Below are 14,377 nucleotides of genomic sequence, written 5' to 3'. Positions count from 1 at the left end.
AAAGATTTAGAGACTTTTTTTGGGGGTTTAGCTCAGTTGGTTTAGAGCATCGGCTTTGCAAGCCGGGGGTCAAGGGTTCGAGTCCCTTAACCTCCATTTGTTTATTGTAAAAATGAATGGAGGTTATAATTTTTAAAATTAGTTTATGTCCTATCAATTGAAATTTAATGTTTTAATTTAGAAAAGTCCAAAATTTAGGTTCCTAGATAAGATAATTTTTTAGTCATGAATATCTTATTTATGAGTTAGCTAGTATATCAAGTAAAGGTGTTATTCATTTTAACTGATTTATTTTTGAATTATTTTAAGTTCTCGTTACTTTATAAAAGATAATTTTTACTTCATATAAATTTAAGATGTTTGATATTCTTATCTGTTTTGACTGACTGAATATAATTTATAGTTTAATATTTCAGGCTATAGTTTTATATTATTTATTTTTTAATGGCCTGAGTAGTATTTATCATCAATTTAAATAAATCTTATATTGTATACGTGAGTTTGACTCATTATAGAAGACTTGATTTTTATTTTTTTGATTAAGATTATTAGATACTTAAGAGTATTAAGTTTTATCAATTGGGACCAGGAGGAGTTGAACCTCCGACCTCAGGTTTATCAGACCTGCGCTCTAACCACCTGAGCTATGATCCCTAAAATATTCTTACCCTTTAAGATTCTATTTAACTTTATTATATTTGTCAATATACAATTTGTTTTTATATAGATAGTTGTTTGTTATTTTCAGTTGTTATTTAAGGGCCTCTTTTAGTTATAATAAATTTTGAATTTGGTTTTTATTTTAGTTTAAAATTATATTGATGGATAGAGAATTTTTTATGCAAGATGCTGTTATTGTAGCTAAATCTTTGCTTGGACACCTACTTGTTAGAAAAATAGATGGTAAAGAGATTATTGCAAAAATTGTTGAAACCGAAGCTTATATGGGTGTAATGGACAAAGCTTGTCATGCTTATGGAGGGAGGAAAACAAATCGTACAATTGCAATGTATAATATCGGGGGATATGCCTATGTTTATATGATTTATGGTATGTATTATATGTTAAATGTTGTTGCATCTGATAAAAATAATCCCCATGCTGTTTTAATAAGAGGCGTTGAGCCTATTTATCCAAAAGTTGACGGAATATTGACTAATGGACCTGGAAAACTTACTAAGTTTTTAAATATAGATTTAAGGTTTAACAAAGTAGATCTTATTAATAATTGTAAACTTTTTTTGAGAAGAGGTCTATCTTTTGACTTTGAAGTGTCATGTTCAAAGAGAATAAACGTTGATTATGCAGCAGAGTATGCAAATAAACTTTGGAGGTTCTACATAAGGGGTAATAAATTTGTTTCTAAATGTTAAATATTCCTTATTTATTTTCAAGCATAGGGTCGACTATTGCTTTAATAAAATCTTCAACTTGGCATGATGCAAAACCTATGTTTTCATTTGGATTTAGGATTTCATCTATGTCTTTGGATGTTAATTTGAAACTTGCATCATTAAGGATGAGTTTAATTAAGTCATTTTCAGTTGTTCCTGAATAAAGGTTTTCCTTTACTTGCATTGAATAAACTCTTATTTTTTCATGTAATATTTGTCTATCTCCGCCATTTTTTGTTGCTTTCATCAATATATCTTCTGTTAAGATAAATGGCATTTCTGTTTTAACATGTTTTTCAATTATTTTTTTATTCACTCTGATATTATCAAATAGTTTATTTAGTAGTATCAAAATAGCATCAGTAGCCAAAAATGCTTGGGGAATATTTAACCTTTTGCAAGCTGAATCATCTAGTGTTCTCTCAAGCCATTGAGTTGCTGCTATAAATCCACTACTTGATTGTAAGCTCATTGTAAACTTAGCAAGTGAAGCTATTCGTTCACTATAAATAGGGTTTCTTTTATAAGGCATTGCCGATGAACCTATTTGGTGTTTTTCAAAATTTTCTTCAATTTCTTTAAGGTGTTGCATGAATCTGATGTCATTAGTAATTTTATGTGCACTTTGAGCTAAATTACTTAAAAAATTTAGTATTGATGAATCGAATTTGCGATCGTAAGTTTGGCTAGTGATTTTATAAACCTTGTCAAATCCCATTTTTTTTGCTAGATTGCTGTCTAGATTTTTTACTTTTTCAAAGTTAGATGAAAACAATTCTTTAAAGCTACTTTGATTGCCAACAGTTCCCTTGACTCCTCTAAAGCACATATTAGACGTAATGAACTTAAGTTCTTTAAAATCAAAAACTAGACTTTGAAGCCATAAGCTACTTCGTTTTCCAAGAGTCGTTAATTGTGCTTCTTGTAAGTGTGTATATGCAAGTATTGCCAGTTCTTTATATGTGATTGAGAATTTTTTTAATGTTTTAATAAGTTTTATCATTTTATTTTCAATTAGCAATAGAGCTTCTTTGATTTGGATTAAGTCTGTATTATCCATTAAATATGCACTTGTAGCGCCCATGTGTAAAATTTTTTTAGCATTATTACCAGCTAAGTCGGCATATGCATAAAGATGTGCCATGACTTCGTGTTGGAATTTAGATTCATATTTTTCTACAACTTTGAAATCAATGTCTTCAATATATTTGGATAGTTTATTTAGTTGTTTATTGCTAATATCTATTCCTAATTCTTTTTGCATTAAGGCTAAGTTGTACCACAACTTTCTCCATGTGGTGTATTTAAATTTTGGTGAAAAAATGTAGAGCATTTCTTTGCTTGCGTATCTTGATTTTAATGGGTTTACATATTTATCCATTTTTGATTCCTAAAAATGGTTTTTTCTCTTTCTGCTCCAAGAGATAAAATTGAAATTTGAATTCCTATTTCTCTTTCTATAAATTCAATATATTCTTTAGCCTCAACCGGCAAATCATCGTAATTGCTAATATTTTGAATATTTTGTTTAAAGCCTTTAAAGACTTTGTATACAGGTTTGGCTTTTTCAAGTATTTCACAAGACGTGGGGATATAGTCATATATTTTACCTTGAAATTCATAAGCTGTACAAATTTTAAGCTCTTCAATGTCATTTAGTATGTCTAATTTGGTCAAGGCTAAATGGTTTAATTCGTTAAGCTTTATTGATTTTTTTATTGTTAAGAGATCAAGCCAACCAATTCTCCTAGGTCTTTTTGTTGTTGATCCATATTCTTGTCCTTTTTCCCTAATCTTATCTCCGATAGGATTTAAAATTTCAGTTACAAAAGGTCCTGAACCAACTCTTGATGAGAATGCTTTTACTATACCAATTTTTTGCGTGATTTTTGAAATGGGAATACCACATCCCGTTGCAGCTGTAATTAATGTATTGCTTGATGTTACGAATGGAAATGTTCCATGTTCGATATCAAGCATTGTGCCTTGGGCCCCTTCTATTAAGATAGTTTGTCCTGCATTTATGGCATGATTTAATATTTCTTCTGTATTTGTGATTGTAGATTGCAGTGTTGATATATATTTTTTGTATTTACTTAAAATATCATCGTAATTGAAAGGTTTATCATTGTATATCTTTTCTATAATTTCATTTTTTTCATCTAAATTTATTTTTAGTTTTTTTTCAAAAGTTTTTATGTCAAGTAAGTCAGTAGCTCTTATGCCCATTCTGTTAATTTTATCAGCATAACAGGGTCCAATTCCTCTTTTTGTAGTTCCGATTTTATAATTTTGTTTTTTTTGTTCGCTAAGTTCATCAATTTTAATATGATAAGGCATTATTATGTGTGCTTTATCACTTATGAATATTTCTGCTTTTATATTATTGTGGTTAAGCGTTTCAATTTCTTTAATTAAAATTGAGGGATCAATTACTACACCAGGTCCAAGTATACATTTTGCCCCCTGCAAAACACCTGATGGAAGTAAATTAAAAATGAATTTTTTATTATTGGCAACTATTGTATGTCCGGCGTTATTGCCTCCATTGAACCTTACAACATAATCTACCTTTGATGAGATAAAATCTATAATTTTTCCCTTACCCTCATCACCCCATTGAGTTCCAATAACAGCATAAATTGACATTCATCTCTCCTATTTATTTATTTTTGCTACATCTTTTAAAGTTCTGTGGTTTTCATTAAAATCAATGCCGTATCCAACTATGAAATCATTTTCAATGTCAAATCCCTTATAGTCTATCTTTAATTCTGTTAATCTTCTAGATGGTTTGTTAAAAAGAGTACAAATTTTAATTTCTTTAGGATTCTTTGTTTTTAAATGTGAAATGATTTTTTTGTATGTCAATCCAGTATCTATGATGTCATCAAAGATTATTACGTAACTATTTTGTATATTAATATCAATATCTTTTTTGATTAGCACATTTAATGAAGAATGAGTTTTATCTCCATAACTTGAAGCTTGCAAAAAATCTATTTTTACGTTTAATCCAATTTCTCTTGTAATATCTGCAAAAAACATAAAAGAGCCTTTAAGAAGTGATATGAAAACCACATTATTTTTATCTTTATAATAGTTTCTAATTTTTTGTGCTAATTCTTTAATTTTGCTTTTTATTTTTTTTTCTGTGAATAAAGTTGAAATTTTATCATTCATTCAGCTTTACATTTAACTCTTTCTCTCTTTATCCTTTATCAATATTATATTTTTTTTATGGATTTAATTCAAGTCAGAATTAGGACTCATAAATCCAATATGATATCATTTATTTAAAAGAGGGTATTATAATGAATGCCAATTATAAAAAATATAAGATGTTAGTGTTTGATCTTGATGGAACCTTGCTTAATAACAATCATGAAATTTCATCATTGACTCTTAAAGTTCTTTTAAGATTAAAAGAAGATTTTCATATGATTATTGCTACTGGTAGAAGGTTATATGAGATTAAGGATGTTTTAGTGCAACTTAAAGAGTTACAACTTGATGAGGGTTATGTTGTGACTGCCAATGGGGCTGAGGTGTTTTTTAAAAATAATCTTATTCTGAGATATAAGATTAATTATGATGTAGTAAGAGAGATTCTTAAATTAAAGAGAGGGGATATTGATATTAATCTTTATATACTTAATGATTGGTATTCTGATAGAGAGATTAGAAGTCCAATTATGAATTATTTTGTTGCAAATTTAGGAGTAAAACCCATTATTACTGATTTATCTGAGCTTGAGATAGATTCTTGTTCTAAGATAGTTTATTATTCTAACGATTGTTCTAAGCTTGCAGAGTTTGCAAATGAAATTAGAGAGAAAAATTTTAAAGATATAAGTGTGTTTTATTCTGCCAATGATCTTTTAGAAATTACAAGTATTGATGCTAGTAAGTATAATGCTATTAAAAGCATTGCTTTATTTGAGTGTATTTCTATTGATGATGTTTTAGCCTTTGGAGATAATGGAAATGATTATGAAATGTTGAAAAATGTTGGAAAGGGCATTCTCATGAAAAATGCAAATGAGTGTGTTAAGAATAATTTACCAAACAACGAGTTTACAAAATTCAGTAATGAGGAAGATGGAGTTGCAAAATTTTTGATTGAATTTTTTGATCTTGATATTCAATTTTAATCAATCTTTTCTTTACATTTTATTTGAACCATTTGGATTGTAAATACTTACTTGATTGTATTTAAGGTAAATATTTTATTTATTATTCTATGTATTTTATGCATTATGTGTTTGTTTTTCATAAATTATTTTGTTTTTAATTTTGTAGAAATATTTTTATAGCAATAGTTACGATACTGTATTTTTGAATTATTAAAGAAATTATTTAATAAAAAGTATGATAATGGTATTGACATAGTAAAGTGAAAAGTATATATTATTTTATGTTGTATAAACGATTGGCAAAATAGAGATGGAAGATAAAAATATGGTCAAAGTAATAAAGAGTCTATGGTGGATGCCTAGGAGCTTTAAGGCGAAGAAGGTCGTGGTAAGCTGCGAAAATCTTGGGGGAGAAGCAAACATTTTATGATCCCAAGGTCACCGAATGGAGTAATCCAATTAGCTAGATGCTAATTATCTGCTATGTATGTAGTAGAGGCTATACCAGGGGAAGTGAACCATCTAAGTACCCTGAGGAAAAGAAATCGAAGAGATTCCCTAAGTAGTGGCGAACGAAAAGGGATTAGCCTAAACTTTAAATGTGTCAAGCTGCAGAGCGTTGCATTTAGAGGGTTGTAGGACGCTTGAAGCTTAGTCTGCAATAAGCTGAGAAGTTACAAAATATTTATATAGAAGAATAACTTGGAAAGGTTAGCCAAAGAAGGTGATAGCCCTGTAATTTAAATGTAAATATCTTCTTAAAGATGTTCCTAAGTAGGACGGGACACGAGAAACCTTGTCTGAATCTGGGGAGACCACTCTCCAAGGCTAAATACTATAAAGCTACCGATAGTGAAGAGTACCGTGAGGGAAAGGTGAAAAGAACCCCGGGAGGGGAGTGAAATAGAACTGAAACCGTAGACTTACAAGCAGTCAAAGCCATGATTATTCATGGTGATGGCGTGCCTTTTGCATAATGAACCTGCGAGTTATCATGTCTAGCAAGGTTAAGGCATAGTAGTGCTGGAGCCCTAGCGAAAGCGAGTCTTAAACGGGCGATTTAGTTAGATGTGGTAGACCCGAAGCCGAGTGATCTATTTATGGCCAGGCTGAAGCTTGGGTAAGACCAAGTGGAGGGCCGAACTCTAGTCTGTTTAAAAAGGCAGGGATGAGCTGTGAATAGGAGTGAAAGGCTAAACAAACTCGGATATAGCTGGTTCTCCTCGAAATGGATTTAAGTTCAGCCTTATTTTAGTGCAATAGAGGTAGAGCACTAATTGAGCTAGGGCCTGTCAAAGGGTACCAAACTCAGCTAAACTCCGAATGCTATTGCATGATGAATAGGAGTGAGACTATGGGCGCTAAGGTCCATGGTCGAGAGGGAAACAACCCAGACCAACAGCTAAGGTCTCCAAAATGTATTAAGTGGAAAAGGAAGTTTAGGTACGTAAACAGCCAGGAGGTTGGCTTAGAAGCAGCCATACCTTTAAAGAGTGCGTAATAGCTCACTGGTCGAGTACTTAAGCGCCGACAATGTAACGGGGCTAAATACATTACCGAAGCTTTGGATTCTAATTTAGGTTAGAATGGTAGAGGAGCGTTCTGTAAGCCTGAGAAGTCAAACTGGAAAGTTTGATGGAGGTATCAGAAGTGAGAATGCAGGTATGAGTAACGAAAAAATGGGTGAGATCCCCATTCGCCGAAAACCTAAGGTTTCCTGGGTGAAGGTCGTCTTCCCAGGGTTAGTCGGCCCCTAAGGCAAAACTGAAAAGTGAAGTCGATGGGAAACGGGTTAATATTCCCGTACCTCTTATAGTTTCGATTGGAGTGACGCATGAGGTTAACTACTGCTAGGCGATGGTAGTCCTAGTTTAAGCATTAAGGTGTTGATCTTAGTAGGAAAATCCGCTAAGAGAGCTGAGATGTGATGATGAGTGTTGTCTCGGCAACATGAAATGTAGGTAGTCAAGGTGCCAAGAAATAACTTCTAAGGTTAGGCTATAAGAGACCGTACCGCAAACCGACACAGGTAGGTGGGATGAAAATTCTAAGGCGCGCGAGAGAATCCACGTTAAGGAACTCTGCAAAATACATACGTAACTTCGGGATAAGTATGACCTAAGCGATTAGGTAGCATAAAAATGGTCCAAACGACTGTTTACCAAAAACACAGGTCTCTGCAAATCTGTAAAGAGAGGTATAGGGACTGACACCTGCCCGGTGCTGGAAGGTTAAGAGGAGATGTTAGTGTCAAAACGAAGCATTGAATTTAAGCCCCAGTAAACGGCGGCCGTAACTATAACGGTCCTAAGGTAGCGAAATTCCTTGTCGGGTAAGTTCCGACCCGCACGAATGGTGTAACGATTTGGACGCTGTCTCAACGTGGAGCTCGGTGAAATTGAAGTATCGGTGAAGATGCCGATTACTTGTGGTTAGACGGAAAGACCCCGTGAACCTTTACTATAGCTTGGTATTGAGATTTGGTTAAATATGTGTAGGATAGGTGGGAGACTTTGAAGCTATCTCGTTAGGGATAGTGGAGTCGCACTTGAAATACCACCCTTGTTTAATTAAGTTTCTAACTCATATTAATATGAGGAAAGTGCCAGGTGGGTAGTTTGACTGGGGCGGTCGCCTCCTAAAGAGTAACGGAGGTGCGCAAAGGTTACCTTAGAGTGGTTGGAAATCACTCTGTAAGTGTAAAGGCATAAGGTAGCTTAACTGTGAGACTGACAAGTCGAGCAGATACGAAAGTAGGTCTTAGTGATCTGGCGGTAGCGAGTGGAAGCGCCGTCACTTAACGAATAAAAGGTACTCCGGGGATAACAGGCTTATCCTTCCCAAGAGTTCACATCGACGGAAGGGTTTGGCACCTCGATGTCGGCTCATCGCATCCTAGGGCTGGAGCAGGTCCTAAGGGTATGGCTGTTCGCCATTTAAAGCGGTACGCGAGCTGGGTTCAGAACGTCGTGAGACAGTTTGGTCCCTATCTGCCACAAGCGTTGGATATTTGAGAGGAGCTATCTCTAGTACGAGAGGACCGAGATGGACGAACCTCTAGTGTGCCAGTTATCCTGCCAAGGGTAAGTGCTGGGTAGCTACGTTCGGAAGGGATAACCGCTGAAAGCATCTAAGTGGGAAGCCTTCCTCAAGATGAGATATCCTATTAGGGTCCTGGAAGAATACCAGGTTGATAGGTTAGAAGTGTAAGTATAGTAATGTATTAAGCTGACTAATACTAATTACCCGAATCTTTGACCATATTTTTGTCTTCCTTAAAACACCCTGGTGATTCAAGAAAAGAGGAAACACCTGTCATCATTCCGAACACAGAAGTTAAGCTCTTTTTCGCTGATGGTACTGCGAGTTCGCGGGAGAGTAGGTCATTGCCAGGGTTTTTTATTTTCATTTTGGTTATTCATTGAATATTTATAAGCATCTTGAAACATATAGTATGAATTATGCGCGGGTTGAGTATTTTTTTATTTGTATTTTTTTTCTCTAATATCAGTTTACCCGCTAAACAAACTCTTAAATTTAAACTTGTCGATCAATATTATCCACTTTATTATAAAAATCAAGAGAATAAGATAGTTGGAATAATTTTTGATCTCCTCCATAAGTGGGCACAAGATCATGATTATGACATTGGTATCGAAACTGTTGATTATCTTGATAAAAATGGCATTGAAGATGATGTGATTTATTTAGGCTTAACTTATAGTTCAAGTTTAAATGAATACCTTTATTTTAAGAATGAGATTGGCAAATGTGTAACCGCATTGGTTTATGATTCAAGAACAGGAGATAAACCTTTCAATTTATTTCTTTCAAATGAATTACGCATAGGCGTTGTAAAGAATACTATATATGAAGATATTTTAAAATTTCATGGTCATATTGATAATGTTTTCTTTTTTACAGATACCGAAAAATTACTCTTGGCATTAAGAGATAATAAGGTTGATTTGGTATATGGGAGTTATAAATCATTGTCTCGTATATGGCATAGTTCTTTTGAGTCATCTTTTATCAAAGTTTTTGATTTTGAGTATTTTTATAGTTTTGGTATAAGAACTGCTATTAGTAAAAATGCCGTCAGTCAATTAAGGGCTTTAGATGTTGATCTTTTAAGTTATATGCAGTCTTTGTCTTTAGGGGAGCATGCTTCTTTTAAAGAATTAAAATCTTTATTTACACTTGATGTTGGCATATATGATGATTATCCCCCTTTGAGTTTTATTAATTCTAATGGTCAATTTTCAGGAATTTTAGTTGACTTATGGAATAGCCTTGCTAGAGAATATGGGTTTTTAGTTAAATTTATAGGATTTCCAAAGGAGAGCATTAAAAAAAGCATAGATGATAAGGATGTGTCTGTTTGGGGTGGAATTATTGAAGATGAGAATGTTTTAACTTCTAAAAAGTATAAATCAACTGCTCCAATATGCTCACTTAATTTTAATTTATATTTTACAAATGCTAAAAATAGCAATAAGATCATAAATTCACAAATTATTGATTTCAATTTAAATAATATTCAAATAGATAAGAATACAGACATAGTAAGTAATTTTACAGATATAGTTAAGCATTCATATGGATTTGTAGAGAACTCGATCACTACAAGATATTTAGTAAATTTGTATGGATATAATAATATATTGAAATTCCAAGATATGAGTTTAACTAAAAGGAAATTTTTGGTATTAGCTGTTAATAGTAAAAGATTGCAGTTGTTTGCATATATGCTTAATGCTTTAACCACAAACATTTTGTTTGATACTTTGTTACACATAGATAAAAATTGGCTTGAGCAAGATGAGATTGAAGATTATCATAAAAATTTTTATGGTGACGTAAATAGCTGCAACTTTAATATTGAGGAAAAAATTTGGTTAGAAAGCAATAAAAGACTAAATCTTGCTGTTAAAGATTGGTATCCTATTGATTATTCTGATTCTGGTCGTTATAAAGGGGTAAATGAGTGGTTAATTAATAAGATAAAAAGATTAACAAATTTAGATTTTAATGTTGTAAGTGTATATGAGAAAGATATTAGGGAATTAATTAAATTAGGTAAAATAGATGTATTATCTGTTAATTTAGATGATTCAAATTCAGGTTATGTTTTTAACATTAAAACAGTTTCAGGAATTCCATTATATCTTTTTTCAAATAAGCCCAGACTATTTACTTCTAAATCATCTGATCGCATTGCAGTACTTAAGTTTTTATATACAAAAAAATTAGATACTCAAATAGGAGCGCAACTTGTCCAAGTAGATAGTTTTAAAGAAGCTTTGGACCTTATTTACAGGGGTAAGGTTAGTGGAATTATTAGTGATGAGTATACTGCTACCATTAATTTTGAAGACTTAAATATTAGGGATATTAAAAAAGTTTTTACTGCTCCGGATTTAACCTTTGATTTAAATATTGCAGTCCATAACCAAGATTATATTCTAAGAAGAATTATACAAAAGACTTTATTTCGTGAGAAAGTTAATAATAACTTGTATTTTGATGACTGGGTTTTTAATGTTCATGAAAGTTTTAAAGATATAAGAATTAAAAAGTCTGGCATAGCAGTATTAAGCATTAGCGTGTTTGTTTTTACTATTTTTATATTTGTCCTATTTAATTTGCTTAAGGAGATAGGATTTAGGAAAAAAATGTATTCTTCTGCACTCAGTGAGAAAAAGGTTATTGAAGATGCTATTGCTGCTAAAACTGTTTTTCTGGCAAGTATGAGCCATGATATTCGTACTCCTATTAATGGCATAATAGCAGCTACTGAGCTTTTGGAAAATACTGATCTTTTAGGGGTGCAAAAAGAGTATGTTCAAATGATCAATTATTCATCTGTCTCATTACTGTCTTTGATTGATGAGATATTATATATCTCTAAAATAGATATGAATGAGGTATATATTGAAAATAATGAAATAGATTTGCTGCGTGAAATTGAAGGTGTTTTGAAAGGTTTTCAGTCTCAGAGTGCGAAACAAAATCTTGATTTAATTTTTTATTCAAAGTCGGATTTAGAAAATTATTTAATAGGTGATAGGTCTAGACTTAAGAGAATACTTATTAATTTAATAGGAAATTCTTTTAAATTTACTACAGATGGAATCATAGTGTTAAACTATGAAATGGTATGTATTAAAGAAGATAATGATAGTAATAAAATAGTTACGATTGAGTTTAAAGTGACTGATACTGGTAAAGGGATTAAAAAGAGTGATATACCTATAATATTTGAATTATTTAAACAAGGAGATGATTCTGAGTCAAAGAAGTATGAGGGAACTGGTCTTGGCCTTGCAATATCTAGAAAGCTTGTTAGTTTAATGGGAGGGCCTGGTATTACAGTTGAGAGTGAAGTAGGCAAGAGAACAACTTTTTCATTTATGTTGCCTTTTGTTTTAGGTAACAAGATTAAAGATCAAGAATTAAATAAATTGGAATTGGTAAATGATAAAAAGATTTTGAGCTTATTTTTAAATAAAAAGACTGTTGAAGTATTAAGGGAAATAACTGAAATATTTGATTATAAGGATAATATACATTATTTTTGTTCCTACGAAGATGCTTATAAGGCATTTTATAGGAATCCTTATTATGATTTTGTTTTTATAAATGTTGACGATTTTAGTTTACAGGAAGGTCTTAAGTTTGCTTTTAGAGTTGAAAGTTTAAATGCTAATGTAAGAATAGTATTTGTATTCTATTATTTAAAGAGTGATGAGCTTGTCGATTTTAAATATGAATACATGCAAAAACCTTTTAAAAGGTGGGATTTTTATTCTGATTGGATTAGAAACGGTTCAAATTTAGATGTTTCAATAATAAGTGAACCTAGTACTCTTAAGCTTAAAAATAATCTTAACATCTTAATAGCTGAGGATAATGAAATTAATCAGAAAATTTTAAAAAATATTTTGCTTGTTATAGGTGTTAGAGAAAGTTCTATTGATATTGTGGATGATGGTATAAAGGCTATTGAGTTTTTGAAAACCAATAGATATGATATGGCTTTTATTGATATAAGAATGCCAAGTTGTGACGGATTTAGAGTGTCTAAAGAAATACGCAAGTTTGAAAGTCAGAATCACTTAACTCCATGTGTTTTAGTAGCTGTTACCGCACATGCATTAAAAGAATATAAAGATAGGTGTTTAGCAAATGGAATGAATGATTATCTTGCAAAACCAATACATATTAGTTCAATTAGGTATATATTAAAAAAATATTTGCATGTTGAGATTGAAGATAATAAGCTTATGGAAGATAAGGAGTTAAGTAAGTTTTCAGATTTGCCTAATTTAAATATTAATAATGCTTTAATAGATTTGAATATATCATATTATATGTATGTTGATTTGTGTAGAGGATTTGTTGATATGAGTAATGAGCTGATACGTAATTTGGATGAGGCTTTTAATTTGAATGATTTAGAATTAGTAAAAAGATTGGCGCATTCAATTGCTGGAGCACTTGGTAATATGCGTAGTAATTTATTTAAAAATTTTAGACAGATTGAGAGCAATACAGGTTCAATACGTGAATTAAAAATTTTATATTTTGAGGCACGTAAGGATTTGATTATACTCATTAAGAACATAAAGGAACAGATCTTGGATGTTGTTGAGGCTGGCTATCAGAAAAAATTAGAATTTAAAAATAATGATGAATTTTTGGGTCTTCTGAAAGAGCTTTTAAATGGTATAGAGGATAGAAATCCAAAAAAATATAAGGAAGTGCTTAAAGTCATTAAAGGGTATAGTTTAGATGATAATAATGCTATATTATTTGATTCTCTTGAGAAATATTTAAGGGTATATAATTTCGAGGAGAGTGTTAATATTGTTAAACGTATGATGAATGTTAGGTAATAATATAGAAAAAGTCATGACTAAAGGTGTGATTTTGGATAATGTTGAGGGAATTTCAGTTGAACCTCAAAAATTGCTACTTGTAGATGATACGCCTACAAATTTAGATGTCTTGATAGACATATTGCAAGATAACTATGAGATTAGAGTGGCAGTGAATGGGTTTGATGCTTTAAAACAGGTTGAGATCAATAATCCTGATTTGATCCTTCTTGACGTTTTACTTCCAGATGTTGATGGTTATGAAGTTTGCAAAAGGCTTAAGATTGATCCTGAGACAAGAGATATTCCTGTCATCTTTATTAGTGCAAGTGATTCGACCGATGCTCAACTTGAAGGATTTAATGTTGGTGGAGTTGATTATATTCTTAAACCTTTTAATGGTAAAATCATTGATGCAAGAGTTAAAACTCATCTTGAACTTAAGAGGCTTAGGGATTATTTTAAAAATCTTTCAAGAATTGATGGTTTAACTCAAATTCCTAATAGAAGATTTTTTACAGATAAGTTTGCTAAGTCTTGGCTGCAGGCCTTGGAACATAAAATGAACGTCATTGTGGGAATGTTAGATATTGATTATTTTAAGAAATATAATGATAATTATGGGCATATCAATGGTGATGAATGTCTTAGGTTGATTGCAAAGACTTTAAATAAGATTACCATTAAATATAAGATAGATATTGCTCGTTATGGTGGTGAAGAGTTTATTTTATTTTCTGTGAACAAGAGCTTGGATGAAATGATTAAGATTGTTAGCATTTTAATTGAAGATATTAGGAATTTGGGAATAGTGCATGAGTATAGCGACATTTCTAATTTTGTGACAGCCTCAATTGGTCTTGCTGAACAAATTCCCAATGATTCCAATTTCACCAATATTATCAAACTTGCTGATGATAAATTGTATGAAGCCAAGGTTTCTGGTCGTAATCAGTTTAAGTATTAA

7 protein-coding genes, 2 tRNA genes and 2 rRNA genes are annotated in these 14,377 nt (G+C 31.7%); 7 read left to right on the top strand and 4 right to left on the bottom strand.

The genetic code is table 11. The features are described 5' to 3' along the window. Positions 1 to 21: 21 nt before the first annotated feature. A tRNA-Ala gene (locus bcCo53_RS02100) sits at positions 22 to 96 on the top strand. Between the two features lie 484 nt (positions 97 to 580). Here bcCo53_RS02100 and bcCo53_RS02095 read toward each other — a convergent pair. Then, positions 581 to 654, bottom strand: a tRNA-Ile gene (locus bcCo53_RS02095). Positions 655 to 821: 167 nt separating this feature from the next. Here bcCo53_RS02095 and bcCo53_RS02090 point away from each other — a divergent pair. Next, positions 822 to 1,373 (top strand): DNA-3-methyladenine glycosylase, encoded by a 552-nt coding sequence (locus tag bcCo53_RS02090; RefSeq protein ID WP_025408059.1) that lies wholly within the window; start codon positions 822 to 824, stop codon positions 1,371 to 1,373. Positions 1,374 to 1,380: 7 nt separating this feature from the next. On the opposite strand, the gene purB is transcribed toward bcCo53_RS02090, so the two are convergent. Genes purB through hpt form a run of 3 tightly spaced genes read right to left on the bottom strand, consistent with a single transcriptional unit; the run spans position 1,381 to position 4,577 of the window. Further along, positions 1,381 to 2,775 (bottom strand): adenylosuccinate lyase, encoded by a 1,395-nt coding sequence (purB, locus tag bcCo53_RS02085; RefSeq protein ID WP_025408058.1) that lies wholly within the window; start codon positions 2,773 to 2,775, stop codon positions 1,381 to 1,383. Then, complete coding sequence (locus bcCo53_RS02080) at positions 2,760 to 4,043, bottom strand: adenylosuccinate synthase (RefSeq protein ID WP_028328339.1); 1,284 nt, start codon at positions 4,041 to 4,043, stop codon at positions 2,760 to 2,762. The genes purB and bcCo53_RS02080 overlap by 16 nt, the downstream gene beginning before the upstream one ends. 9 nt (positions 4,044 to 4,052) lie before the next feature. After that, positions 4,053 to 4,577 carry a hypoxanthine phosphoribosyltransferase gene (gene hpt, locus bcCo53_RS02075; RefSeq protein WP_028328340.1) on the bottom strand — a complete coding sequence of 175 codons (525 nt, stop codon included), beginning with the start codon at positions 4,575 to 4,577 and terminating at the stop codon, positions 4,053 to 4,055. A gap of 131 nt (positions 4,578 to 4,708) precedes the next feature. Between hpt and bcCo53_RS02070 the strand changes: the two genes are divergently transcribed. From bcCo53_RS02070 to bcCo53_RS02050, 5 genes are all read left to right on the top strand, one after another. Next, positions 4,709 to 5,548 (top strand): Cof-type HAD-IIB family hydrolase, encoded by an 840-nt coding sequence (locus bcCo53_RS02070; RefSeq protein ID WP_025408057.1) that lies wholly within the window; start codon positions 4,709 to 4,711, stop codon positions 5,546 to 5,548. 309 nt (positions 5,549 to 5,857) lie between these two features. After that, a 23S ribosomal RNA gene (locus tag bcCo53_RS02065) occupies positions 5,858 to 8,792 on the top strand. A 22-nt stretch (positions 8,793 to 8,814) separates the two neighbouring features. After that, a 5S ribosomal RNA gene (gene rrf, locus bcCo53_RS02060) occupies positions 8,815 to 8,925 on the top strand. A gap of 66 nt (positions 8,926 to 8,991) precedes the next feature. Further along, a complete protein-coding gene (locus tag bcCo53_RS02055; RefSeq protein WP_025408056.1) occupies positions 8,992 to 13,428 on the top strand; it encodes an ATP-binding protein in 4,437 nt (1,478 codons plus the stop codon). Positions 13,429 to 13,444: 16 nt separating this feature from the next. Further along, positions 13,445 to 14,377 (top strand): GGDEF domain-containing response regulator, encoded by a 933-nt coding sequence (locus bcCo53_RS02050; RefSeq protein ID WP_025408055.1) that lies wholly within the window; start codon positions 13,445 to 13,447, stop codon positions 14,375 to 14,377.

It is taken from the genome of Borrelia coriaceae (assembly GCF_023035295.1).
Lineage (GTDB): Bacteria > Spirochaetota > Spirochaetia > Borreliales > Borreliaceae > Borrelia > Borrelia coriaceae.
Note: the sequence above shows the minus strand (reverse complement) of the source record. Positions and strands in the feature narration are given on the sequence as shown.

Coding starts and splice junctions, on each gene's coding strand:
- bcCo53_RS02090 (WP_025408059.1), top strand. CDS start 822: ATGGATAGAGAATTTTTTATGCAAGATGCTGTTATTGTAGCTAAATCT.
- purB (WP_025408058.1), bottom strand. CDS start 2,775: ATGGATAAATATGTAAACCCATTAAAATCAAGATACGCAAGCAAAGAA.
- bcCo53_RS02080 (WP_028328339.1), bottom strand. CDS start 4,043: ATGTCAATTTATGCTGTTATTGGAACTCAATGGGGTGATGAGGGTAAG.
- hpt (WP_028328340.1), bottom strand. CDS start 4,577: ATGAATGATAAAATTTCAACTTTATTCACAGAAAAAAAAATAAAAAGC.
- bcCo53_RS02070 (WP_025408057.1), top strand. CDS start 4,709: ATGAATGCCAATTATAAAAAATATAAGATGTTAGTGTTTGATCTTGAT.
- bcCo53_RS02055 (WP_025408056.1), top strand. CDS start 8,992: ATGCGCGGGTTGAGTATTTTTTTATTTGTATTTTTTTTCTCTAATATC.
- bcCo53_RS02050 (WP_025408055.1), top strand. CDS start 13,445: ATGACTAAAGGTGTGATTTTGGATAATGTTGAGGGAATTTCAGTTGAA.